General features: G+C 51.0%; 22 protein-coding genes, 1 other RNA gene and 1 other annotated feature. Of the genes, 16 read left to right on the forward strand and 7 right to left on the reverse strand.

Going from position 1 to position 24,432, the window contains the following annotated elements; genetic code table 11:
• The first annotated feature begins 27 nt into the window (after positions 1-27).
• From LA360_RS01010 to LA360_RS01035, 6 genes are all read left to right on the forward strand, one after another.
• Positions 28-1,020 (forward strand): ABC transporter substrate-binding protein, encoded by a 993-nt coding sequence (locus tag LA360_RS01010; protein WP_112481858.1) that lies wholly within the window; start codon positions 28-30, stop codon positions 1,018-1,020.
• On the forward strand, positions 1,010-2,872 hold the full coding sequence (locus tag LA360_RS01015) for a cache domain-containing sensor histidine kinase (RefSeq protein WP_112481860.1): 1,863 nt from the start codon (positions 1,010-1,012) through the stop codon (positions 2,870-2,872). Before LA360_RS01010 ends, LA360_RS01015 begins: the two co-directional genes overlap by 11 nt.
• Entirely contained in the window at positions 2,853-4,379 is a 1,527-nt protein-coding gene (locus LA360_RS01020) for a response regulator transcription factor (protein ID WP_112481862.1), read from the forward strand. The genes LA360_RS01015 and LA360_RS01020 overlap by 20 nt, the downstream gene beginning before the upstream one ends.
• Before the next feature lie 9 nt (positions 4,380-4,388).
• Positions 4,389-4,746: RNase P RNA component class A (rnpB, locus tag LA360_RS01025), an RNA gene on the forward strand.
• A 727-nt stretch (positions 4,747-5,473) separates the two neighbouring features.
• Positions 5,474-6,865 carry a group II intron reverse transcriptase/maturase gene (gene ltrA / locus LA360_RS01030; protein WP_089776622.1) on the forward strand — a complete coding sequence of 464 codons (1,392 nt, stop codon included), beginning with the start codon at positions 5,474-5,476 and terminating at the stop codon, positions 6,863-6,865.
• Between the two features lie 219 nt (positions 6,866-7,084).
• Positions 7,085-8,128, forward strand: a complete 1,044-nt coding sequence (locus LA360_RS01035) for a lysylphosphatidylglycerol synthase transmembrane domain-containing protein (RefSeq protein ID WP_022201722.1) — start codon at positions 7,085-7,087, stop codon at positions 8,126-8,128.
• Between the two features lie 69 nt (positions 8,129-8,197).
• Here the strand turns inward: LA360_RS01035 and uxaC are convergent, their stop codons facing one another.
• Both uxaC and LA360_RS01045 read right to left on the reverse strand, forming a co-directional pair.
• A complete protein-coding gene (uxaC, locus tag LA360_RS01040) occupies positions 8,198-9,613 on the reverse strand; it encodes a glucuronate isomerase (protein ID WP_022201721.1) in 1,416 nt (471 codons plus the stop codon).
• A 22-nt stretch (positions 9,614-9,635) separates the two neighbouring features.
• Positions 9,636-10,637, reverse strand: coding sequence for a LacI family DNA-binding transcriptional regulator (locus LA360_RS01045; protein ID WP_022201720.1), 1,002 nt, complete (start codon positions 10,635-10,637; stop codon positions 9,636-9,638).
• A 207-nt stretch (positions 10,638-10,844) separates the two neighbouring features.
• On the opposite strand from LA360_RS01045, the gene LA360_RS01050 reads away from it, so the two are divergent.
• The 6 genes from LA360_RS01050 to LA360_RS01075 all read left to right on the forward strand — a co-directional run bounded on the left by LA360_RS01050 (position 10,845) and on the right by LA360_RS01075 (position 17,128).
• Complete coding sequence (locus tag LA360_RS01050) at positions 10,845-12,332, forward strand: UxaA family hydrolase (protein ID WP_174517527.1); 1,488 nt, start codon at positions 10,845-10,847, stop codon at positions 12,330-12,332.
• A gap of 135 nt (positions 12,333-12,467) precedes the next feature.
• Positions 12,468-13,229, forward strand: a complete 762-nt coding sequence (locus LA360_RS01055; protein WP_002587700.1) for an IclR family transcriptional regulator — start codon at positions 12,468-12,470, stop codon at positions 13,227-13,229.
• Between the two features lie 129 nt (positions 13,230-13,358).
• A complete protein-coding gene (locus LA360_RS01060; RefSeq protein ID WP_002593416.1) occupies positions 13,359-14,009 on the forward strand; it encodes a bifunctional 2-keto-4-hydroxyglutarate aldolase/2-keto-3-deoxy-6-phosphogluconate aldolase in 651 nt (216 codons plus the stop codon).
• 63 nt (positions 14,010-14,072) lie between these two features.
• Entirely contained in the window at positions 14,073-15,104 is a 1,032-nt protein-coding gene (locus tag LA360_RS01065) for a sugar kinase (protein ID WP_002564686.1), read from the forward strand.
• An 85-nt stretch (positions 15,105-15,189) separates the two neighbouring features.
• Positions 15,190-16,224 (forward strand): sugar kinase, encoded by a 1,035-nt coding sequence (locus LA360_RS01070; protein ID WP_002587702.1) that lies wholly within the window; start codon positions 15,190-15,192, stop codon positions 16,222-16,224.
• 184 nt (positions 16,225-16,408) lie between these two features.
• On the forward strand, positions 16,409-17,128 hold the full coding sequence (locus LA360_RS01075; RefSeq protein WP_022201719.1) for a hypothetical protein: 720 nt from the start codon (positions 16,409-16,411) through the stop codon (positions 17,126-17,128).
• A gap of 126 nt (positions 17,129-17,254) precedes the next feature.
• On the opposite strand, the gene LA360_RS01080 is transcribed toward LA360_RS01075, so the two are convergent.
• From LA360_RS01080 to LA360_RS01100, 5 genes are read right to left on the reverse strand one after another with little or no spacing between them, the layout of a single operon-like run.
• A complete protein-coding gene (locus LA360_RS01080) occupies positions 17,255-17,455 on the reverse strand; it encodes a GGDEF domain-containing protein (RefSeq protein ID WP_081031177.1) in 201 nt (66 codons plus the stop codon).
• Positions 17,427-17,576 carry a hypothetical protein gene (locus LA360_RS01085; RefSeq protein WP_155521194.1) on the reverse strand — a complete coding sequence of 50 codons (150 nt, stop codon included), beginning with the start codon at positions 17,574-17,576 and terminating at the stop codon, positions 17,427-17,429. The genes LA360_RS01080 and LA360_RS01085 overlap by 29 nt, the downstream gene beginning before the upstream one ends.
• A gap of 57 nt (positions 17,577-17,633) precedes the next feature.
• Entirely contained in the window at positions 17,634-18,407 is a 774-nt protein-coding gene (locus LA360_RS01090; protein ID WP_002589207.1) for an ABC transporter ATP-binding protein, read from the reverse strand.
• Positions 18,400-19,332 (reverse strand): ABC transporter permease, encoded by a 933-nt coding sequence (locus LA360_RS01095; protein ID WP_022201717.1) that lies wholly within the window; start codon positions 19,330-19,332, stop codon positions 18,400-18,402. Before LA360_RS01095 ends, LA360_RS01090 begins: the two co-directional genes overlap by 8 nt.
• A gap of 30 nt (positions 19,333-19,362) precedes the next feature.
• Positions 19,363-20,466 (reverse strand): ABC transporter substrate-binding protein, encoded by a 1,104-nt coding sequence (locus tag LA360_RS01100; RefSeq protein WP_112481864.1) that lies wholly within the window; start codon positions 20,464-20,466, stop codon positions 19,363-19,365.
• Positions 20,467-20,594: 128 nt separating this feature from the next.
• Positions 20,595-20,835: a binding site (T-box leader), on the reverse strand.
• Positions 20,836-21,042: 207 nt separating this feature from the next.
• Between LA360_RS01100 and LA360_RS01105 the strand changes: the two genes are divergently transcribed.
• The 4 genes from LA360_RS01105 to LA360_RS01120 all read left to right on the forward strand — a co-directional run bounded on the left by LA360_RS01105 (position 21,043) and on the right by LA360_RS01120 (position 24,388).
• On the forward strand, positions 21,043-21,555 hold the full coding sequence (locus LA360_RS01105; protein ID WP_002587707.1) for a cysteine hydrolase family protein: 513 nt from the start codon (positions 21,043-21,045) through the stop codon (positions 21,553-21,555).
• A 66-nt stretch (positions 21,556-21,621) separates the two neighbouring features.
• Complete coding sequence (locus tag LA360_RS01110; protein WP_022201715.1) at positions 21,622-22,257, forward strand: cytidylate kinase-like family protein; 636 nt, start codon at positions 21,622-21,624, stop codon at positions 22,255-22,257.
• A 42-nt stretch (positions 22,258-22,299) separates the two neighbouring features.
• A complete protein-coding gene (locus tag LA360_RS01115) occupies positions 22,300-23,076 on the forward strand; it encodes a ZIP family metal transporter (RefSeq protein ID WP_022201714.1) in 777 nt (258 codons plus the stop codon).
• A gap of 478 nt (positions 23,077-23,554) precedes the next feature.
• Positions 23,555-24,388 carry a hypothetical protein gene (locus tag LA360_RS01120; protein WP_225537258.1) on the forward strand — a complete coding sequence of 278 codons (834 nt, stop codon included), beginning with the start codon at positions 23,555-23,557 and terminating at the stop codon, positions 24,386-24,388.
• Positions 24,389-24,432: the final 44 nt, after the last annotated feature.

The following is a 24,432-nucleotide window of genomic DNA, read 5'->3' on the forward strand; positions in this document are numbered from 1 at the left end:
ATTCAAATGAGACAGGGGCATTGGTATATGAGAAAGAAAATCATTGCGGCATGCCTTGCGGTGATGCTTGCATGCCTTTTATGGCTGGTAAAGGACAGGTGGTCCCTTCCGGCGGCACAGAATACAGAGCATGAGGGACTGAGAGTGGGGTTATCCCAGGCAGAACCTCTGACGCCCTGGAAAACAGCTCAGATTAAGAGCTTTAAGGAGGCGGCCAGGAGGAGAGGGGCGCAGCTGATTTACCATGCGCCGGAGGAGGAGAGCCTGGAGTGGCAGATTGAGGATATATATGGACTTCTGGATTCGGATATTGATTATCTTATCCTGATTCCCGGAGCCAGAAACGGCTATGACCAGGTACTGCTGGAGGCCAGGCAGAGGGGAGTGCCGGTGATACTGGCAGAACAGGATGTGGAGATGGAGCCGGAGTATGACCGGGAAGACTACATACTGGGCTATGTTGCTTCGGACTATTACGCGGAGGGAGAGCTTTGCGCGGATATCCTGGCCCGTCATTTCGGTATTGAGCCCTGCCATACCATGGTTATTCAGGGGGAAAAGTCCTCGGCCATGGATTGGGAACGGTATATGGGATTTATGCACGGTGTAAGGGAGCACTCCAACCTATACGTATCCAAGCGTGTGGAGAGCAGTGGGAACCGGCTCACGGCCCAGAAGGTGACCGAGTCCGTGATCGCGGACCAGGACGTTGTTTTTAACGCGGTATTTGCCCAGAGCGACGAGGACGGGCTGGGAGTTCTCCAAGCCCTTAAGCTGGCGGGAATGGAAACAGGCAAGGATGTGGTCATTGTGTCCATAGGCGGAATACAGGATGTGTTTAAGGCCATCATTGCCCGGGAATACCTGGCCACGGTAAAGAGCAGTCCGGAATACGGAGATGTGGTATTTGACATCATAAACAGGCACCAGAGGGGCGAAAAACCGGACCGGCAGACCATGGTGAGGCACCGGGAATATACCATGGATAACGCGGAGGAATTGTTTGAGGATGCATATTAGGGAAACCATAAAGGTTTATATGAATAAATGGACAGGCTTCAGGGCATGCCGGGACCTGGGAGCCCGTCTTATGCTGAAGGAGAAGATGATTCTTTCATTTGCCGCCACATCAACCGGTATTGTCGTGTTGACCGGCGTTCTCCACTATTATATGACCGCGTCCCGGATCCTTAAGGAGGCGGAGGCCACCACGGTCCAGATGGTGGGCAATGCATGCCAGGATATCAATGAACTGTTTCTCCAGACGTTTCAGGTATGTTCTGCCATGAATGATAATATCAGCATGCAGAAGCTCATAAGACGCCAGTTCCGGTCCATAAAGGAGATGTATTCCTATGACCTGGAGGGGAGCATGGAGATGATGGTGCTTCCTTCCTATAACCGGGATATCTTTGGCGTATATGTGCTGGGGGATAATGGGGGGCGCTATAAGAGCAATTCCTCCTCCTTCCTGGTGTCGGATCCCAGGGACACGGACTGGTATCGGATCATCCATGCCACGGGACAGGCCCAGTGGTTTCCGCCCCACGAGAACTCCTATGTGGTCAGCACCCCCTATACCTCCTATGTGTCCATGGGAATCCCTTTTATTGATAAGGCAACGGGCCGGACAAAGGGGGTGGTTCTGGCGGATATTGATTCCGACAAGCTGTCCGGCATCGCGGCCAGGGCGGTCAGCGGCGCAGGAGATGTGTTTCTGATGGATGAACGGAACCGGATCATGAATCTGACAGCGGGGGAAGGACCGTGGAAGGACAGGGATGGAGTCGAGAAGGCGCGCCGCACGGTGGAGGAAAACCTAAGTGAAATACCGGAATACGGCGTCTCCCATGTGCTGAAGGACAAAGGACAGCTGGTGGTCTACCAGACCCTGAACCAGACGGACTGGAAAATCGTGGGCGTCATACCAAAAGCATCCATTACCCGCTCCGCGGAATATATCAAGGTGCTCATGATAATGCTCCTGGCGCTGGCAGTGGTCATATCCATGATACTGTCCGAAATAGTGGCTGAGTCCGTTACCAGGCCCTTGTTCACCCTGGTAAAGTCAATGGAACAGGTGTGTGCCGGCAATCTGGAAACATCGGTTAAAACGGAGCGCAGGGATGAAATAGGGGTGCTGTATGATTCCTTTAATCATATGACAGGAGAGATGAGGAACCTCATTGACACCATTTACCGGGAACAGGAGAAGCTTCGCAGAGAGGAGTTAAAAGCCCTGCAGGCCCAGATTAATCCCCATTTCCTGTACAATACCCTGGACTCCATCATCTGGTCTCTGAGGATGCGGCAGGTGGAGGAGAGCATTGAGATGCTGACCGCTCTGACAGACTTTTTCAAGATAAGTCTCAGCAAGGGACGGGATATCATTACCATAGAGGAAGAGGTAAAGCACATAAAAAGCTATCTGAGCATCCAGCACCGGCGTTATCAGGAGAAATTTGACTATGACATCAATGTGGATCCGGCCATTTTGTCATGCAGGACCCCAAAACTCATATTACAGCCAGCGGTGGAGAATGCCATCTATCACGGAATCAAGCCCATGGAGGAGAAGGGGTATATTTATATCCATATCTTTCCGCAGGGAGGGGATGTCCTTCTGCAGGTACAGGATACAGGTATGGGGATGGATAAGGACGCATGCAGCCGCCTGAACCGGGAACTGGATACCATATCCTCGGATCAGCAGGGCACTGGTTATGGGGTGCGCAATGTGAACGACAAGATTAAAATTGTATATGGCAGGAGGTATGGGGTGACCATAGAGTCCGCTATGGGAGAGGGAACCGTGGTGACCCTGCGGATTGGAAAAAAGGGGGAGACATCCGATGAGAGCGATTATCTGTGATGACGATGAAATTATTTTACGGGGGCTGCGCAGCGTTATCGACTGGGCGTCCCTGGGGATAGAACTGGTGGGAACAGCCGGAAACGGAAAGGAAGGTCTGGCGCTCTTAAAGGAACAGAGACCGGAACTTCTCATGACAGACATACGTATGCCTCATGTAGACGGACTGCAGCTCATAGAGGAGGGGAAAAAGCAGAATCCGGAACTCATGGCCATTGTGTTCAGCGGTTATGATGATTTTGAATATGCCAGAAGGGCCCTTAAACTGGGAGTTCAGGACTATCTGACCAAACCCATTAACATGGATGAGCTGACCCATTTGGCTTCGGACTGCGTCAAGCGGTTCGACGAGGCCAGAAAAGACTCCTTTGAGGACAGAGAGGATTTGCTGCGCAAGCTTCTGATGTACGAGGTGAGCGACAGCGGCCCGTTAAAGGAGATGGAGCATGACCACTGTATGGTCCTTATCTTTGAATCCCCGGACAGCGGCCGCCTCATGGCAGCGGCCGCCGGCCATATGAGGGAACAGGGGGCCTATGTGCTGATGCAGAGGGAGAATCGCTGTGAGATTGCGGTCATTTCTCCCACCAGGATGACGGTGGAAATGCGGGCAAGCCTCTTTGTAAGCCATACCAGGCAGCTGTTCTCAGAACAGGGGCAGAGCCTGACCTGCGCGCAGAGCAATGTGCTGTGGGGCATCCGGCTGCTGGACCAGTGTTACCAGGAGGCCCATGAAGCCCTTAAATTAAAATATATAAAAGGCGACAACCAGAATCTGCGTTTTCAGGATATCAAGGGGGAGGGAAAGGAAAGCGACCCGTCGCCCATACTGGACATTGACCTTATCACCCCGGTGAAAAGCGGCAATGTCAAGCTTCTGGAAAAGCGCATGGGAGAGCTGGAGGCGCTGCTTAAGCAGGCCGGGATGGATTCCTATATCTATATGCAGTTTATGGTCAGCAGCCTTTACAGCACGGTCCTTAAGGAGCTTGGAGACGCGGGAATATGCGCGGAACTGGTGTTTGAGAATCCGGTGGAGGAATATAAGAAGCTGATTGGGTGCGAGACCATTGGAAAGGCCATCGGCGTGCTGGGGGAAAACCTGAAGCGTATCTGCGAGTATGCCGGCAGCCAGAAATCCGGCGCATATTCCAGGCCGGTGGTGAAGGCTCTTGCCTATATGGAAGAAAACTACAGCAGTCCTGCCCTGTCCCTGGAGGACACGGCCGCTGCCGCGGGACTCAGCAGCGCCAGGTTCAGCACATCCTTTAAGAGTGAGACCGGGGTGACCTTTACAGATTACCTTTTAAAGCTGCGCATGGAAAAGGCCAAGGAGCTGATGCGCGATCCCAACCGCAAGATTTATGAGATTGCCATGATGACCGGTTACAGCAACATTCCCTATTTCAGCACTGCTTTTAAGAAATATACAGGCTGTCCGCCGTCGGAATACAGGGAAAAGCGCCAGGGTTTCTCTGGACAAACCCGCGATTCTGTGATAGACTAATACACGTTGTGAGTAGGACAGGTGGCCGCTGCCGCGATACCGCAAGGCCGCGGGAGAGGAAAGTCCGGGCTTCACAGGGCAGGGTGCCAGATAACGTCTGGCGGAGGCGACTCCAGGGACAGTGCAACAGAAATGTACCGCCTTTTAGGCTGCGGCCTGGGAGGTAAGGGTGGAAGGGCAGTGTAAGAGACTACCGCCCGTCTGGTAACAGGCGGGGCACATGTAAACCCCACTCGAAGCAAGACCGAACAGGAAGCATATGGCTGCCCGTCAGCTTCCGGGTAGGTTGCTTGAGGCTGCCGGCGACGGCAGTCCTAGATAGATGGCCATCCAACGACATAACCCGGCTTATCGTCCTGCTCGCATACATTTTTTAATATTAAGAAAAGAGAAGATTATGGGATAGAATCATGTAATCTTTTTTCGTTTTAAGGGTGCGGATCCTTTACTGTTACTGGATAACGGTACGCTGGCCCATATCATCGGTAATGGGTATTATCGTTTTACCGACATCAAATTTGAGGAAGCCAGGGCAAGCATCGACATGGGGAGAAGATGTGGTGCGCCTCAAATAGAGGATGGACAGGCTGGACAACATCGGGAGGACCGCTGCACAAAAGGAGATGAATTCCGATTGTGCGGCGGGCTTTTTTTGTCGTGCGCCTGGCGGCGCACGTTTCTAACGGGTGAAAGTCCTGAATCCACCTGGTAGCGGGAAGGATATAGCCGAAGGCAAGGGTGTTGCAGGTGACTGCAAATCTGAAGGAAGCCGGATGTGGGGAACGAACCCATGGGCAAACCTCTGGTCTGACGGACAGAAACCGTATAGAAGGCTGTACATGAGGGTAAGTCTGCAACACAAGATGAAGCCCGATAGCTACACGGAATCGTGTACAGTAAATGCGGCAGATAGATGGAGGGAAAGAAACGTGTGGTACCCAGGGAGGTCTGTACGGAATGCTCTGAAAGGAGTAACCATTGCCGAGAGGTAATGCTGAGCGTACAGAAGTCAGCAGAGGTCATAGTAGCTGTTTTCAGTGAAGGACCGAATCAATAGGAGTCTTTAGTACGACAGGGAAAGGAGGAATGGGCAGATGGGTACAGAAAACAGAGAAAGCTGCTCGCAAAGAGATAGCGCGGAACGCAAAGGGTATGTGAGAGCGCACCGCTCATTCAACCGGATATGGAAGGAAAGAGACAGTGCAGAGCCAGACATCTTAAGTAAGATACTGAACAAGGAAAATCTGAACAGGGCTTACAAAAGAGTGAAGGCAAACAAGGGAGCGCCGGGAGTGGATGGAATGACCATTGAAGCGGCGTTACCATGGCTGAGGGAGAATAACTATGAACTGGTAGAGAGAATCAGGAAGGGGAAGTATACCCCATCTCCAGTCAGGCGTGTGGAGATTCCGAAGCCGGAGGGAGGGATACGAAAGCTTGGTATCCCCACCGTAATAGACCGTATCATCCAGCAGGCAATGCTTCAACAGCTCATGCCAATCTACGAACCATTGTTCTCGAAAGACAGCTTCGGCTATCGTCCGGGACGAGGAGCAAAAGACGCCATTCTCAGGATAAAGGAGTATATCGAACAGGGATACACGAGGGCAGTAGTTCTCGACTTATCGAAATACTTTGATACGCTGAACCATACGATACTGCTGAACCTGTTGAGGAAACAAGTAAAAGACGAAAGAGTGGTGCAGATGGTGAAGCGGTACCTGAAAAGTGGAGTGATGGAAAACGGTGTTGTGACAGAAACGAAGGAAGGCTCCCCGCAGGGAGGAAATCTATCCCCACTCTTAGCAAACGCGTATCTGAATGAGTTCGACTGGGAGTTCCACAGACGGGGCGTACCGTGTATCCGCTATGCAGACGACATCGTACTGCTGGCAAAGAGCGAACGGGCGGCAGAACGACTGCTGGAATCCAGCACGAAATATCTGGAGGCAAGGCTGAAACTGAGAGTGAATCGGGAAAAGAGCCGAACGGTCAGTGTGTTCGCAATCCAAAATTTTAAGTTCCTTGGTTTTTGTTTTGGGAAGAACGGAACAGGGACCTATATCCGTGTCCATGGAACGTCATGGAAGAAAGCCAAGGAGAAACTGCGCAGGCTTACTTCCCGGAGCAGGTGCGGGAGTATCATCCGAACCAAGGAAAAGATAAAAGTCTACATGAGAGGATGGCTGAACTACTATGGGATAGCGGACATGAAGAAAAACATCGAAAGCCTGAATGGATGGTTGTACCGCCGGATACGGATGTGTATCTGGAAACAGTGGAAACTGCCCAAAACCAGAATGAGGAAACTCATAGGACTGGGAGTAGACAGCCATTATGCGGCAACAATAGCCTACGACCGCAAGGGATACTGGTTCAATGCCGGAAACAAGGCGGTCAACTGGGCATTAAGTAAAGAAAGACTGATAAACTGGGGCTTTTATGACTTAGCCGCAGCCTATCAGTCTCTGCACACCAACTATTGAAAGCGCCGTATACGAGAACCGTACGTACGGTGCTGTGAGAGGACGGCGGTTAATCACCGCCTCCTACTCGATTTTTACCCATAGGGACATGATAAAAAATACAAAAACATTCAGAAATTAATCATAAGTTTTTAAGAATTGGACGGTATAATAGACACAGCTAAAACAGGAATTAAACAGGAAACTGATAAGAAACAGACAGGAAAGGGGGAAACTGGGATGAAACAGAAAAAGATGAACTGGAAGGAGATGTCCATTGGGCTCTGTCTGGTGGCTTTGCTGGCCTGGTTCACATTCTATGTGCTGTTGAGCGGTAATTCCGCCCAGACCCTGGGCAGTACCTTCGTGAGGGCGGATATCAGGTTCGTATCCATGGGGTTTGCCTGCATGTTTCTGTTCGTCAACTGTGAGGCGGCTAATATCCGGCTTTTGATGCGGACCTTCGGGAAAAAAGTACCTTACTGGCGCTCTCTTTCCTATGCGTTCACGGATTTTTACTTCAGTGCCATCACCCCCTCAGCCACGGGAGGGCAGCCCATGCAGCTTTACTATATGGTCAGGGACGGCTTTGGGGCAGCCCACAGTTCATTTTCCCTGCTGGCCACGGCCGCGGTGTATCAGATGACGGTGCTGGTTTACGGGTGTGTTATGGTTGGGGCTAATCTGCCCTTTGTCATGGGCCAGGGCAGAGTCATACGGCTGCTCCTGGTTTTTGGAATATTGGTAAATGGATTCTGTTCCGGCCTTATCCTGTTAATCATCCTCAATGGTCTTTTGGCGGAAAAAACAATGCTGTGGATTGCAGGCGCACTGAGCAGGGCCGGAATCATTAAGAACAGGAAACGCGCAGTGCAGAGGGTGGAGGGCCTGATTGATGAGTACAGCAGGGGAGGATCCTATCTGAGACAGTATCCCCTGGCGGCGGTCAGAATGTTCATCCATAGTGCCGTTCAGCTGACTGCCCTGTATCTGGTTCCTTACTGGGCCTGCCGGGCTCTGGGCCTGTCCGTCCAAATAAAAGATGTCCTGGCCCTTCAGGCTATTTTGAGCCTGGCGGTCACCGCGGTACCCCTTCCCGGTTCCGTGGGGGCTTCAGAGGGGAGTTTTCTTGCGCTGTACCGCACCCTTCTGGGGACAGGCCAGAGCTTTTCCGTGATGCTCTTAAGCAGGGGAATCAGCTTTTACGCAATGCTGTGCATAAGCGGGCTGGTAACCGCCTTCCTGCAGTTTGCGAGAAGGGGAAAATCTGCCTCACCGGTGTGAACGTGAGCGCAATCGATCAAAACAGGGGATTGCCCATGGAATCGGGCAGTCCCCTTATGCCGTTTCAGTTTACTTCACTTCATCCAGCTTAAATCCAAAATACTTCACAGCGTTGTTGTAGCAGATTCCCTTTACGATTTCCTCCAGGGCCTTCATGTCTGCCGGATACTCGCCGTTATCGACCCAGCCGCCAACAAGGCTGCAGAGTATGCGGCGGAAGTACTCGTGTCTGGTGTAGGACAGGAAGCTTCTGGAGTCTGTAAGCATGCCGATAAAGTTGCCCAGGCATCCTAAGTTGGCCAGGGATGTCATCTGCTCGGTCATGCCGGTCTTGTGGTCATTGAACCACCATGCGGATCCCTGCTGAATTTTGCCCGGGAATTTCTCCTGGAAGCAGCCGATGATGGTTCCGATGGAAGCATTATCATTTGGATTCAGGGAGTACAGGATGGTCTTTGGAATCTCATTATTGGTGCTCAGGGCATTTAAGAAATCAGCCATCTGCGCGCTGGGGGCGTAGTTGTTAATACAGTCAAATCCGGTATCAGCGCCCAGCTTCTCGAACATGTAGCCGTTGTTGTCCCTCTTGCAGCCGTAGTGAATCTGCATAATCCATTCCATGGCATTGTATTCCCGGGCCACAAACAGCATGAAGGCTGTCTTGAACTTCAGCTCTTCTTCCTTTGTTACTGCCTCGCCCTTTAAGCCTTTGGCAAGGATGGCATCCACCTCAGAGTCAGCGGCAGGTACATACATCACATACTCCAGAGCATGGTCGGATACACAGCATCCCATGGACGCAAAGAATGCCATACGCTTCCTGAGCGCCTCTTTTAAGGATGCAAAATCAGTAATCTGAACGCCGCTGACCTGGGAAAGCTGTGCCATGTAAGCGCCAAAGGCCGGCTTCTCAACGTTCATGGCCTTGTCCGGTCTCCATGCCGGAAGTACCTGTACATCAAAGGTGTCGTCCTCCGCAATCTTCTTATGCCATTCCAGGGAATCTACCGGGTCGTCAGTGGTGCAGATAAGAGTCACGCCTGACTGTCTGATCAGGTTGCGGACCGTCATGGAGTCCTCCTGGAGCTTGGAGTTGCACAGGTTCCATACCTCCTCAGCAGTATCGCCGTTTAAATAGCCCTGGTATCCGAAGTACTTCCTCAGCTCCAGATGGCTCCAGTGGTAAAGGGGGTTGCCGATGAGCTTTGGCATGGTCTCTGCCCAGGCCTGGAACTTCTCCCTGTCCGTGCTGTCGCCGGTTACATACTTCTCGTCCACGCCGTTGGAACGCATCTGGCGCCATTTGTAATGGTCGCCGCCCAGCCATACCTGTGTGATGGTGTCAAACTTGCGGTCCTCATAGATTTCCTGAGGATTGATGTGGCAGTGATAGTCAAGTATCGGCATATTCTCTGCAAAATCATGATACAGCGTCTTTGCCATATCAGTTGATAATAAGAAATCCTTGTCCATAAATTGTTTCATGTGTGATATTCCTCCTTAAGAATTAAAAATTTGTGGTTTTCCTTTTTATTAAATCAGAAGCGATTGTGGTCCTGCTGGGCACATTCACGCCGCTGAAAACCCCCATTAGAGTGTTGATAGTGGTGGTGCAGAGCGCTTCCACCTTACTGTCAATGGATGTAATCTCCGGATCCGTACACCGGGCCAGCAGAGAATTGTTATAGCCGATAATGCTCAGCCCGTGGGGAATGGAGATACCTGCTATATGGGCATACTTTACAGCGCCCACGGCCAGTGAATCGTCGGAGGTGATGACCGCGTCGAATTCCAATCCTTCCCTGTGAAGGGACAGCAGCAGCTCCCTGGCAGCCTCTATGTCCTTGGGACACTGGCGGATGAGTTCATCGGAAGGCGTGATGCCCTTTGCCTTGAGGGCGTCTTTGTATCCCGCCAGCTTATTGACCCCGCTGTAGGAGTAGCTGGTGTATACATACAGGATACGCCTGCGTCCGGAGGAGAGCAGCTGGCTGACAGCACTGTACACCGCTGCGTGATCGTCGCAGACAGTGCTGTATATATTCTCACCTTCCAGGAAGCCGTTGACCAGCATAATGGGAAGGTCGGAAGCAGCCTCGATGATATAGGCATTATCCTTGGCCCGCATCTCCACGAATTTGGAACCGGCCAGTATGATGGCATCCACCCGCTTGGAACGCAGCAAATCAAAATACTTCTGTTTGGCATCCAGGTCATAGCCAGTGCAGCAGAGAATGGCGTCATAGCCGTGGGAACGCAGTCCGCGTTCCAGGTAGTATATGGCGCCTGCCAGATACGGATCGGACGAATCGGAACACATGATTCCGATGGTCCGCATGGTATTTAACCCCAGGCCCCTGGCGAACACATTAGGAGTATAACCCAACTCGTCCATAACTTTCAAGACCTTTTCTCTTGTCTTTTCACTGACATTGGGATTGCCGTTAAGTACCCTGGACACAGTGGCGATGGACACCCCTGCATGCTCGGAAACATCATATATATTCATAAACTAACCTCACATTCTGAAAGCGCTTACAAGCTAAGTATATTATACATATTCCCTATGGATAATGCAATACTTTTCTATTTTTTTATTGACTTCTGGCCTGAAAATGAGTAGAATAATTGTAAGCACTTACAAGAATAAGTCACGAAACAGCACACAAGAGACAGGCACACAAAATCAAAGAAAACAAAGATGATAGGAGAATGAATGGCCATGCAGGATATTGTAAAAATTCATGAAAATGACAATGTGGCGGTTGCGCTGCGTCCCCTGGCAATGGGCGGGGCTCTGGATGTGGCAGGAGCAAAGGTCAGCCTTTTAGAGGACATACCCCAGGGACACAAGTTTGCCTTAAGGCCCATAAAGGCCGGAGAGGAAGTGGTGAAGTACGGCTTCAGGATTGGATACGCAAAGGAGGATATCGATGCAGGGGCATGGGTCCATGTGCACAATGTGAGGACTGCACTGGGCGATGTGCTTACCTATGATTATGTTCCCCAGGAAAATGATGTGGCTCCCACAGAGCACGTGTATTTTGAGGGATACCGCAGGCCGGACGGCAAGGCGGGAATCCGCAACGAGATATGGATCATCCCCACGGTAGGCTGTGTGAATTCCATTGCCAAGGCCCTTGAGAACCAGGCAAAGTCACTGGCGGTTGGAAATGTGGAGGACGTGATTGCATTTCCCCACCCTTACGGATGTTCCCAGATGGGGGATGACCAGGAGAATACCAGAAAGGTACTGGCGGACATGATTCATCACCCCAACGCGGGAGGCGTGCTGGTGCTGGGATTGGGGTGTGAGAACAGTAACATTCCCGTACTCATGGACTACATCGGAGCGTACGACGAGGACCGCGTGAAGTTCCTTCAGTGCCAGGATGTGGAGGATGAGATGGAGACCGCCATGGGGCTTCTTAAGGAGCTGGCTGCCTATGCGGGCGCATTTTCCAGGGAGAAGATAGATGCCAGTGAGCTGGTCATCGGCATGAAGTGCGGCGGATCCGACGGACTGTCCGGTATCACGGCCAACCCGGTGGTGGGCGCGTTTTCCGATTTGCTGGTGAGCAAGGGCGGAACCACTATCCTTACGGAGGTGCCTGAGATGTTCGGGGCGGAGACACTTCTCATGAACCGCTGTGCCACCCCGGAGCTGTTTGACAAGACCGTGGACCTGATCAATCATTTCAAGAACTATTTTACCAGCCACAACCAGACCATCTACGAGAACCCGTCCCCGGGCAATAAAAAGGGAGGCATCTCCACCCTGGAGGACAAATCCTTGGGGTGTACCCAGAAGTCGGGAAGCGCCCTTGTAAGAGGTGTGCTGGAGTACGGCGAGCCGGTGAAGGTGAAGGGCCTGAACCTGTTAAGCGCCCCCGGCAATGACCTGGTGGCCTCCACGGCCCTGGCTGTGTCCGGCGCCCATATGGTGCTCTTTACCACGGGAAGGGGAACCCCCTTTGCATCCCCGGTGCCTACGGTTAAAATATCCAGCAACTCCAGGCTGGCAGGCCATAAGGACAACTGGATAGACTTTAACGCGGGCCGTATGGTGGAGGACATGACAAAGGAGGAACTGGCAAAGGAGCTGCTGGATTACGTCCTGGCTGTTGCATCCGGAAGGAAGGTCAAATCAGAGGAAGCCGGATTTCATGACATGGCCATTTTTAAACAGGGAGTGACGCTGTAGGGAAAAAACGGTTTTTATGGCGGCAATTCTTGTAATTTCTTCTTGCATCTCCTGCCTGTCTGAGGTATACTGGATATTGGATATCGTATATACGGATAAAATTTGTATATGCGAATGATTAAGCAGGAGGTGTCCATGAAACTAAACAGAACCACGCTGCGCACCGTAGAGATACTGAAATTGGTGTCGAAAAAGCCGGACGGCATTACCCTGGATGAGATATGCGCAAAGCTGGACATGCCTAAGACCAGCGCCTACGATATCGTGACCACTCTGGTACAGACCGGCATGATTCATGTGGCAAGGGAGCAGAAGCAGAGATATACCATCGGCCTGACAGCCTACCGGATTGGAATTAACTATACAAATAACCTGGACTTTATCAGTACCATTGACCCGGTGCTCAAGGCATTTTCCAAAGAGGTGGGGAAGACCGTGTTCTTCGGGATACGTTCGGATGATTCCATTGTGTATATTTGCAAGTTTGAGCCGGAGAATCCCATCATCACCACGGCGACTGTTGGAACGAAGAACCCCATTTACTGCACATCACTTGGCAAGGCGATTATGGCCTACACGGAGGATGAGGACCGGGACGGCGTATTGTCCCGCATCAGTTTTAAGAAGCACACGGATAGAACCATATGCACCAGGGAAGAATTTGAGAGGGAGCTTGAGTCTGTGCGGGAAAAGGGATACGCCTTTGACGCCAGGGAACTGGAAGAACACATGGAATGTGTAGGAGCTCCCGTATTTGGGCAGGATGGTAATGTGATGGGAGCCATCAGTGTCTCCAGCCTGTATAAACCCACAGAGGATTATGATGCCCTGGGACGCCTGGTAAGCGATAAGGGAGCCCAGCTGTCACGTCTGCTGGGATACATCAGACATGTATAGGAAAATAAACTTACATTTTTACCTGTTTTGCTGTTGACAAATCATGTGACAGCGATTAGAATTTAAATATACAAATCGTAATTATGAAATTGATTCGCATATGCGAATTTAAAGAGAAGGAGAATGAAGATGAAGAAAGAACAAGTTTTAGCAAGAATGAAAGAAGACTGTCTGGTTGCTGTTGTTCGCGCAAAGAACTATGAGCAGGGCGAGAAGGTAGTTGACGCCATCATCGCAGGCGGCATCAACTTCATCGAGCTTACCATGACCATGGATGACGGAGATCCGGTTGGCTTCATCAAACTGATGGCTGAAAAGTATAAAGGCAATGACAAGATTGTAATCGGCGCCGGCACCGTACTGGATCCTGAGACTGCAAGGGCCTGCATCCTGGCCGGAGCCAACTACATCGTAAGCCCGGGCCTTAACGTGGACACCATCCGTCTGTGCAACCGTTACAGAGTGCCCATGCTGCCAGGCGTTATGACTCCAACCGAGGCCATCACCGCTATGGAAGCCGGCTGTGACATTATCAAGATTTTCCCGGGCAACATCGTGGGACCTGCAGCTATCAGCTCCTTTAAGGGACCCCTTCCACAGGGCGAGTTCATGCCGTCCGGCGGCGTAGACGTGGATAATGTTGACAAGTGGATCAAGGCCGGCGCTTACGCAGTGGGAACAGGAAGCAGCCTGACAAAGGGTGCCAAGACAGGCGACTTTGCAGCCGTTACAGCTAAGGCACAGGAGTTCGTGGCAGCTGTTGCAGCGGCAAGGGCATAGATTTTACCGTATATAAGAATTATTCCAAATATCATTAAGAAGAGATTAAAGGAGAATTATACAATGGCAAAGATTGTTACCATGGGCGAAATCATGTTAAGATTATCCACCCCAAACAATGAGAAGTTCATCCAGGCAGACGAGTTCGACATCAATTACGGCGGCGGCGAGGCAAACGTGGCAGTTTCACTTGCAAACTACGGTCATGAGGCTGAATTCATTACCGCGGTTCCGGCTAACCCCATTGGCGAGTGCGCAGTGGCCGCACTGAGAAAGTACAATGTAGGTACAAAGCACATTGCCAGAAGCGGCGAGAGACTGGGCATCTACTTCCTGGAGACAGGCTCTGCCATGAGAGCTTCCAACGTGGTCTATGACCGTGCTCACAGCTCCATCTCCACAGCGACAGCGGATCAGTTCAACTTTGATGAGATTTTTGCAGATGCTGACTGGTTCCACTTTACCGGAATCACACCGGCTGTCAGCGATGCGGCCATTGAGCTCACCGAGGCAGCATTAAAGGCAGCCAAGGCACACAATGTAACCGTGTCCGTTGACTTAAACTTCCGCAAGAAACTGTGGTCCTCTGAGAAGGCTCAGAAGGTCATGACCAACCTGATGCAGTACGTTGATGTCTGCATCGGCAATGAAGAAGATGCAGAGAAGGTTCTGGGCTTCAAGCCGGGCAACACCGATGTTACCTCCGGCGAGCTGGAGCTGGCAGGATACGTTGACATTTTCAACCAGATGGCTGATAAGTTCGGCTTTAAGTATATCATCAGCTCCCTGCGGGAGAGCCACAGCGCTTCCGACAACGGCTGGTCTGCCTGCATCATGGATGGAAAGACACGCGAGTTCTACCATTCCAGAAAGTACCACATCACACCTATCGTTGACCGTGTAGGCGGCGGCGACTCCTTCGCGGCAGGTTTAATCTGCGGTCTGGTGGATGGCAAGGATATGAAGGCAGCCCTGGAGTATGCAGTAGCTGCTTCAGCATTAAAGCACACCATTCCCGGCGACTTCAACCTGGTAACCAGGGCAGATGTTGAGAATCTGGCCGGCGGCGACGGTTCAGGCCGTGTTCAGAGATAAATCAGGATATTGACAATCAGAAATCAGAGACGGCTAATCCTTTTCAGAGGTATTAGCCGTTTCTTATATGACAAGGAGATATGATATGGTAGAGACAAACGGCAGGAATTTTGACCTTCTTACCTTGGGACAGGTGCTTCTCAGGCTGTCACCCCCAGATAACGAGCGTCTGTCCAGAGGCGACACCTTTGTCAAGCAGGTGGGCGGGGCAGAGTTAAACGTGGCAGTGGGAGCGGCCCTTCTGGGACTTCACACAGGCGTTATATCCAAGCTTCCGGCCCATGATATAGGAAGCTTTATGAAAGGAAAGATTCGTTCCTTCGGGGTCAGCGACGACTTCTTTATGTATGACCAGTCCTCCGCAGCCAGGGTTGGCATTTACTATTATGAAAACGGCGCTTATCCCAGAAAGCCCAAAGTGATTTATGACCGCAACCACAGTTCTTTTTTCTCCCTGGATATTGACGAGATACCGGAGGAGGTGTACACGGCTTCCAAGTGTTTCCACACCACAGGCATTACCCTGGCCTTAAACGGGGATATACGCGAGACCACCATAGAGATGATTAAGCGGTTTAAGGCAGCAGGCACCCTGGTATCCTTTGATGTTAACTTCAGGGGGAATCTGTGGACAGGGGACCAGGCCAGGGAATGTATCCTGAGAATCCTTCCCTATGTGGACATTTTTTTCTGTTCCGAGGACACCGCCAGGCTTACCTTCTTAAAGACGGGGACGGCCAGGGAGATGATGAAGAGCTTTACCGAGGAATTCCCCATCTCCATCGTAGCCTCCACCCAGAGAATCGTCCACAGCCCCAAACGCCACACCTTTGGCTCTGTGATATACGATGCTGCAAAGGATGAGTACTATGAGGAAGAGCCGTATCGGGATATTGAGGTGGTGGACCGGATTGGCAGCGGCGACGCCTATATATCCGGAGCTCTTTACGGGCTGCTCAGTACAGGCGGCGACTGTGCCAAGGCAGTTGCTTTCGGCAATGCTACGGCTGCTGTAAAGAACACCATCCCCGGAGATCTGCCATCTTCCAACCTGGAGGAAATCCAGACTATTATCCGCGCCCATAACCAGGCGGGACCTCAGAGCGAGATGGCCCGGTAAAGATAAACCGTATTTGTGTAAAACATTTTGTAACATTTGTCATAAGGTTCATTCTAAATTCAGAATTCTTAAGAAATACTTTATTGGATATGGACAGTAAATGATATATACTTCTCATACAGACATAACAGGTGCCTTCCGGCAGGCCCATGGCTTCCGGCAGGCAGATGAAAAGGAGAAGATAATGTTGAGAAAATATCATTTATATGCAGTGGGAATTTGTGCAGCCATAGCCCTGGGAGCAGCCGGATGCTCGGCAGGTGTCAACGCCGAGACAACGGCCGATAGCTCCGTGACAGCAGAAGCGAATAAGGAAGAGACCACCATGAATGACACCACGGTAGTGGAATCAGTTACCGGAGCCATTGAGAGTATGGAAGAGAGCCAGCCTGAGATTCCCCAGTCCATCCGGATTTACGGACCTGTGACAAAGATGGAGGACGGAAGGCTTTCCATTGACAATCAGTCCGGCATGAGTACCAGCGGCGAGATCATATTGAATGTGGCTGACGATATGACCTATATCCTGGACGCCATGACAGGTCTCCCGGTAGCTCTGGAGGATGTGAAGGACGGAGATACCATTTACGCCTACATAGGGCCGGCCATGACTATGAGCCTTCCGCCTATGACCAATGCCGTCATGATTTTCACAAACCTTCCGGCAGACGCCAAGGCGCCTGACTATGTGGAAGTCAAGTCCATGGTTACAGATGCGGCCACATCCAAATCCGTGCTGACAGCCGCGGACGGAGCCGAGTTCACACTGGCGGAGGACTGCAATATCTTCCCGTATCTCACCAGGAACATCGTGACTCTGGATGACCTGACGCAGGGAAAGAAATGTGTGGTCTGGTCAGATGATGAGAACACGGCCTCCAAGATTATGTTATTTGCAGAATAATTAAAATCCCGTCAGGGAATTTTACAGGACAGGAGAAGGGCTGATGCCCGGCATAAGTTCTTAGCCGGACATCAGCCCTTTTATATTGCGCCGTTATAATCTCCATTCCCGTCCCAGCCGGGAATCTTATGTCTCTGGTGCATCTTCCTTATATATGTGATATTGGTTTTTGCCTCTTCGTTTGGCATGGTACATGACTTCGTCAGCCTTTTCAAAGAGAAAGGAAAAATTCCTTCCATGGTCAGGATAAAAGCTGACTCCGATGCTGAAGCTGACCGCGTTGTCCGGCGCCGATGCCTTATCCGTCTTCCTGCCTGTCCCTGACATCTGTTACATTGTGGAAAATACAGCGGAGGCAGGGAAGTTCCTGCTCCGCTTTAAGGAGTTCGCCGCATATATGAATCCACCGCAGCTGGCCGTCCCCGGATATGATATGCAGTTCAGACATAAATACACGGCTGCGGGACAGCGGTTTCCGGGTCCTCTTTCCGTCTGATTTTTAAGTTTAATTGCCGCACTCGATACTGATTTCATTGAACTTTTCCAGAATGTCGTCAATGCAGATCGCCTGCTTTTCCTCGTCTTCTTTGTCTACCACGGCGCGGCCCTGGTGCATCATCAGGAGACGGTCCCCGTATTCCACTGCGTAGCGCAGGTTGTGGGTGACCATGATGGTGGTCAGTTTTTTTTCTTTTACAATCTTTCCGGTCAGCTCCATGATGGTCTCGGCAGTCTTGGGGTCCAGGGCAGCTGTGTGCTCATCTAAAATAAGAAACTCAATGGGAGTCATGGTGGACATGAGAAGGGCCATGGCCTGGCGCTGGCCGCCGGAAAGGACTCCCACCTTCACATCCATCTTATCCTCCAGTCCCAGTCCAAGGGAACGGAGGGATTCACGGTAATATTCCAGTCTCTGCCGGTTGGTTCCCGGCCTGAGGTTAAAGGCCTTTCCCTTGTTGTCTGCCAGAGACATGTTTTCCAGTATGGTCATGGTAGGGCAGGTGCCCATGGCCGGATTCTGATAAACCCGTCCGATGCGGCGCTGGCGCTTGTATTCAGGAATCCGGGTGATGTCCTTTCCGCCGATTATGATCCGTCCCTCATCCAGGGGAATACTGCCGCAGATAATGTTTAAAAGTGAGGTTTTGCCGGAGCCGTTGCTTCCAACCACGGACACAAACTGATGGTCCCTTATGGTCAGGTTGAAGTCCTCAAACAGGCACATTTCATTGACTGTACCGGCATTGTAGTATTTATTGATGTGCTTCAGCTCAAGCATGGCTCTTTACCTTCTTTCCCCTGGAGGAGCTTACCACCAGGATGATGAGGAATAAAATGGATGTAATCAGCTTTAAGTCCGAGGCCGTCACAGGGAAGGAGACAGTAATGCTTCCAAAGGTAAGCCTTAAGTCGCCTAAGAGCAGGGCCAGGGATACGCATGCCTTGTAGATGATGGAACCTATGATAACAGCCGTGGTGGACTTCACGAAGCCGAACCGTTTGAACAGCTGAGTGCCTATGATGACATTGGCCAGGCCGATGACAATCGTGCCTGTGCCGGTGGAAATCTCAAAGAATCCCTTCTGCTGGCAGTACACGCTGCCGGCCAGGGCTGCAAATCCATTGGCAATGGCCAGGCCGATAATTTTCACCATGCCCTTATCCTTGGCCAGGGAGGTGACCAGCAGATCATTGTCGCCCACAGCCCTGAGAAGATAGCCGGACCGGGTTTTCAGGTAAGCGTCCAGGAGCAGCTTGCAGATAAGGACGATTGCCAGAAGGATGATGGTCACTGTATAGGGCTTAAGGGCCTGGGGGATGGTGCGCTCCAGCCATGGATTGCTGAAAATCGTATCTTTGCTGAAAATGGGCAGGTTGGACTTGCCCGCAACCCTTAAGTTAATGGAGTAGAGGGCGGTCATGACAATGATTCCCGACAGCAGGTCCCGTACCTTCAGCTTGACATGGATAAGTCCGGTGACACAGCCCGCCACGGCTCCCAAAAGAAAGGAGAGGGGGAGGGCCGCAGTCGGATGGATGAAACCTCCGGCTATGCCGGTAGCGGTAAAGGCGGCTCCCAGAGGGAAGGTCCCGTCCACGGACAGATCCGGAAAATCCAGAATACGGTATGTGATGTATACGCCCAGGGCCATGATGGCGTACACCAGGCCTTCTTCAAAGATACCTAAAATAATCGTTGTCATGATGTTCCTCCAGATAATAATGATAGAGCTTTACTGGGCAATCTCAGTGAACAGCTCAGTTGCATTTTTGGTCAAATCTTCCGGCAGTGTGATGCCCAGATTCCCGGCCACCCGTGTATTGCCGTAGAAGGCGGCTTCCTTTATGGTTTCGTAATTCATTTCACTGGCTTTTTTCTTGCCGCGCAGTACCTGTGCGGCCATCTTTCCTGTCTGCCTGCCCAGTTCGATATAGTCCAGCCCCATGGCAGCCAGGCATCCAATCTTCACCTGCTCAATCTCACTGCCGAATACAGGGATATTCTTGGCGGCAGCCTTATCCAGGATAACGGGAAGGGAGGCAACTACCGTATTGTCGGTCAGGTTGGTGATGCAGTCCACCTTGTTTATAAGGGTGTCGGCAGCCAGGGCGATATCAGCGGAAGAGGAGATGCCTGTGTCCACGATTTCAAAACCATACTGGGGAGCCAGCTCCTTGTACTCGGCAATGGCGGATTCAGAATTCACTTCGCTGGTGGTGTACATGATGCCGATATTTTTTGCTTCCGGAAGAACCTCACGGATCATCTTGAGCTGAGCCTCCACGGGAAGTTTATCGCTGGTGCCCGTAACCTCGCCTACCGGAGTGCCGTCCGCATTGGCCAGCTCTGCGGCTACGGGGTCGGTTACAGCAGTGAAAATAACAGGAATGTCTGACTTCTTAGCCACGCCGTACTCTGCCTGCGCCATGGGAGTTGCGATGCCGCACATCAGGTCCACGCCCTTTCCGATGAAATTGGTTGCAATCTGGCTGGCCGTACCGCCGTCAGCCTGGGAATTATCATAAAGCACGGTCAGGTTCACGCCCTCCTCGATGCCTTCCTCTGCCAGGCCGGCCATGAAGCCTTCGCGGCAGTTGTCCAGAGAACCATGCTCTGCAAACTGTCCCACTCCGATGGTGTAGGAAGCGCTGTCAGCAGAAGATTCTGCCGTGGACTCACCGGTCTTGTCAGCGGATGAACCGTCGGCTGAGGATGTATCAGCGGACGAGGCTTCAGCGGACTGGGCTGCGGTGGTGTTCTGGGCAGTGGAGACGCAGCCTGATAAGAGGGATGCGCTTAAAGCCGCGGTTAATAGCATTGCAATTGTTTTTTTCATAATCTTGTTTCCTCCTGTTTTTAAACTATATTTGGATGATAAAAAATGTCGTTGGATAAGGGACTTTCTGACGGGGTGCTGTTTGAATAAAGCCGGAATAAAAAAGTCCCAATCATAGCTTATGCTACGATTGAGACGAATGAAATCCGCGGTGCCACTCAAATTGACTAAAAAGTCCACTTTACACATACCAACATATGCGCCGCATGTATAACGGTTGCGGAATCCGTCGGTCCCTACAGATGATACAATCCTTCAAGACCGCCCTCAAAAGTCCATTCAGCTGCCAGCCCTATACCGCAATCCCACCGCCTGCGGCTCTCTGTGTTAAAGCTTTGATAGCTTACTCCTCTTTCTCTACGGTTTATTTTATTAATCCGTATCTTAATACAATAAAATGAATTTGTCAAGAGTGTTTTGAAAATTCATATAAAGTCATGTAATGTCGCACAAAAGTGTAAAAGAACTTTTATTGGTTGATGAAATGTGGTAGACTGTAGGTGTGGAAAGGAACATTTTGGGTTCCAAACAAAGGTGTTTACAATAAAACGTGTTCGCAACAAGGAGGAAAGTTCTATGAGCCGGTTACTTGTGGTGGTGGATATGCAGAAGGATTTTGTGGATGGAGCTTTGGGCAGTCCTGAGGCCCAGGCCATTGTCCCTCATGTGCTGGATAAGATAAAGGCGTACCAGGATGCAGGAGACGAGGTGGTATTTACCCTGGACACCCATTTTGACGATTATATGGATACCATGGAAGGGAGAAAGCTTCCGGTGGTCCATTGCGTCAAGGGAACGCCGGGCTGGGAACTGATACCGGAGCTCAGGGGAATTTCAGGGACCCGTTTTGAGAAGCATACCTTTGGAAGCAGGGAACTGGCGGATTACGCAGCCGGGGGACAGTATGATTTTGTGGAGCTGGTGGGCCTGTGCACGGATATCTGCGTTATATCCAACGCCATGCTGCTCAAGGCAGCGGTTCCTGATACATCCATACAGGTGGATGGGGCCTGCTGCGCGGGGGTAACGCCTCAAAGCCATCACAATGCCCTCAGCGCCATGGGGATGTGCCACATAGACATTGTATAGACGTGAAAGCGACCACGGCCCTGTCATGGGCACGGCTGTGGATTAGGAATAAGGGGGATACTCAATATGAATGACAAGCATTTTGTAATTACCATTGAACGCCAGTACGGAAGCGGCGGCCGCCTGACAGGCAAACGCCTGGCCGAGGAGCTGGGCATTCATTTCTACGATGAAGAGATACTTAAGATGACCTCTGAGACCAGCGCCATAGGGGAGCAGTACTTCAGGCTGGCTGATGAAAGGGCAGGAAACAATCTGCTGTACCGTATAGTGACCAGCATGAAGCCGGAGCTGACAGAACCGGATAAGGACGGCCCAAACATTACTTCGCCGGAGAACCTGTTCCGTTTCCAGTCATCGGTCATCCGCGGGCTGGCAGCCTCTGAGACATGTATTATCGTAGGCCGCTGCGGCAACTATGTGCTTCAGGACCAGATGGATAATCTGGTGCGCGTCTTTGTGTATGCGGATACGGTCACCAGAATCCGCAGGGTCATGGACGTGGATAAGGTGGATGAGGCGGAAGCTCTCCGCAGGATGAGACGGATTGATAAGGAGAGGACGGAGTATCACCGCTACTTTACCGGCAGGGAGTGGATGGATATGGAAAATTATGATCTTCCCATCAATGCCAGCCGGATTGATTATGACCAGATGATTCAACTGATAAAAGACTATCTGAAGCTCAAAGGATTCCTGTAGAAGAGAGGGCCGGGGCTCAGGAGATGACAGAGGTGTATTGAGATGAGCGGTATATTTGCGGGAATCATGATTCCCTTTATCGGGACCACGGCAGGGGCAGCCTGTGTGTTCTTTCTGAAAGACGCATTGAAGCCCAGCGTCCAGAAGGCATTTCTGGGATTTGCGTCAGGTGTAATGGTAGCGGCTTCTGTCTGGTCCCTTTTGATTCCGTCCATGGACATGAGCGGGCACATGGGCAAGCTGGCATTCATCCCTGCTTCCGTGGGTTTTATTTTGGGAATTGGTTTCCTGCTTCTGTTGGATGAGATAATACCTCATCTGCACATTGATACAGAGCAGCCGGAAGGACCGAAGAGCAGCTGGAAAAAGAGTACCATGCTGGTGCTGGCGGTGACCCTTCACAACATACCGGAGGGAATGGCAGTGGGCGTTGCGTTTGCAGGGCTTCTGTCACAGAACGGGACGATCACCCTGGCGGGCGCGCTGGCCCTGTCCGTGGGTATTGCCATACAGAATTTCCCGGAGGGAGCCATCATATCCCTGCCTCTTAAGGAAGCGGCCGGGAAGGGGAAGGCGTTTATTTACGGCACGCTTTCAGGCGTGGTGGAGCCCATAGGCGCTGTCCTTATGCTGGTGCTGGCTGAGTTTTTAGGCCCGGTTCTTCCATACTTCCTGTCCTTTGCGGCAGGCGCCATGATTTACGTGGTAGTGGAGGAACTGATTCCGGAGTCAGGCGAAGGAGAGCATTCCAATGTGGCAACCATTGGATTTGCCGTTGGGTTTGTGGTGATGATGATACTGGATGTAGCGCTGGGGTAGGTTTTGAAAAAAGGTTAAAGATTTATTTCTTTTGCCTTTTTTCTATTTGCAGGTAACACAGAAAAGGCAGATTTGCATCTGCCTTCAAGAATTCTATTCTTTTTATCTACCATTTCTAATATAGAGAGCCTGGTTCTTGCCATCTTAACTTAATGACATTGGGTCTTGACACGGGTTTCCTTTTTTGCTAAAGTGAATTTACTTCTGCTGGATAATTCAGGTATTCCGGCAATCTGCTGCATCCTAAGATACAGTTTAGGAATCTTATTCCGTCCGGCCCTTTCGGCTGCTGAAATCACATCAAACTCATATTTGGAATCACACAGAAAAGACACAGGGAATACACAGGAAGGACAGGTGATGCCCATAAGAACAAGCCAATGGCGACGATCCGGCAGCGAAACCAGTGAGGCCGGAAACAGAGATACATATTGAATCGGCCTCGAAAAATGATTATAATAAAAAGAAAGAGGGAGGAGTGGAATTGTTGAATAATCAAGATTTATTGTTGGCTATATCCGGTATGATGGATGATAAGCTGGAGAAAAAACTGGAACAGAAACTGATACAGTCAGAGCAGAGGCTGGAGATAAAGCTAAAACTGGCGATGGAGCAAACGCTGGAAGAAAAGTTAGAGGAAAAGCTGGAACAAAAGCTGGATAGGAAACTGGATGAAAAGCTGGAGGAAAAGCTGGAGGAAAAGCTGGAGGAAAAGCTGGAGGAAAAGCTGGAGGAAAAGCTGGAGGAAAAGCTGGAGGAAAAGCTGGAGGAAAAGCTGGATAGGAAACTGGATGAAAAGCTGGAGGAAAAGCTGGATAGGAAACTGGATGAAAAGCTGGAGGAAAAGCTGGAACAGAAACTGGAGGAAAAGCTGGAGCAGAAGCTGGAACAGAAACTGGAGGAAAAGCTGGAACAGAAGCTGGAACAGAAACTGGATGAAAAACTGGAACAGAAGCTGGACGAAAAACTGGAACAAAAGCTGGATGAAAAACTGGAGCGGAAGCTGGATGAAAAACTGGCTCCAATCCGTGCTGACATCACCATCCTGAAGGAACAGGTCCTCTCGCTGACAGACAGGATGGGCCGTGTAGAGGCGGACATCGAAGATATCAGGAAGCAGCAGGAACGGACATCCAAAATCATTGAAAACCAGCTGATACCCAATATCCAGCTTCTGGCTGAGAACTATGTACCTGCCGCCAGGCGGTATCAGGAGTCAGAGCAGAAGCAAACTGCCATGGAGAACGATATCAAGCTCCTTAAAATCGTGGTGGCGGACCACAGCGCAAAGCTCTGTGAATTGGCAAAATGACAGGAGTCAGCGGACAGCGCGCAGTACCGTATCATCAAAACAAA

Source organism: Enterocloster clostridioformis (assembly GCF_020297485.1).
Taxonomy (GTDB): Bacteria; Bacillota; Clostridia; order Lachnospirales; family Lachnospiraceae; genus Enterocloster; species Enterocloster clostridioformis.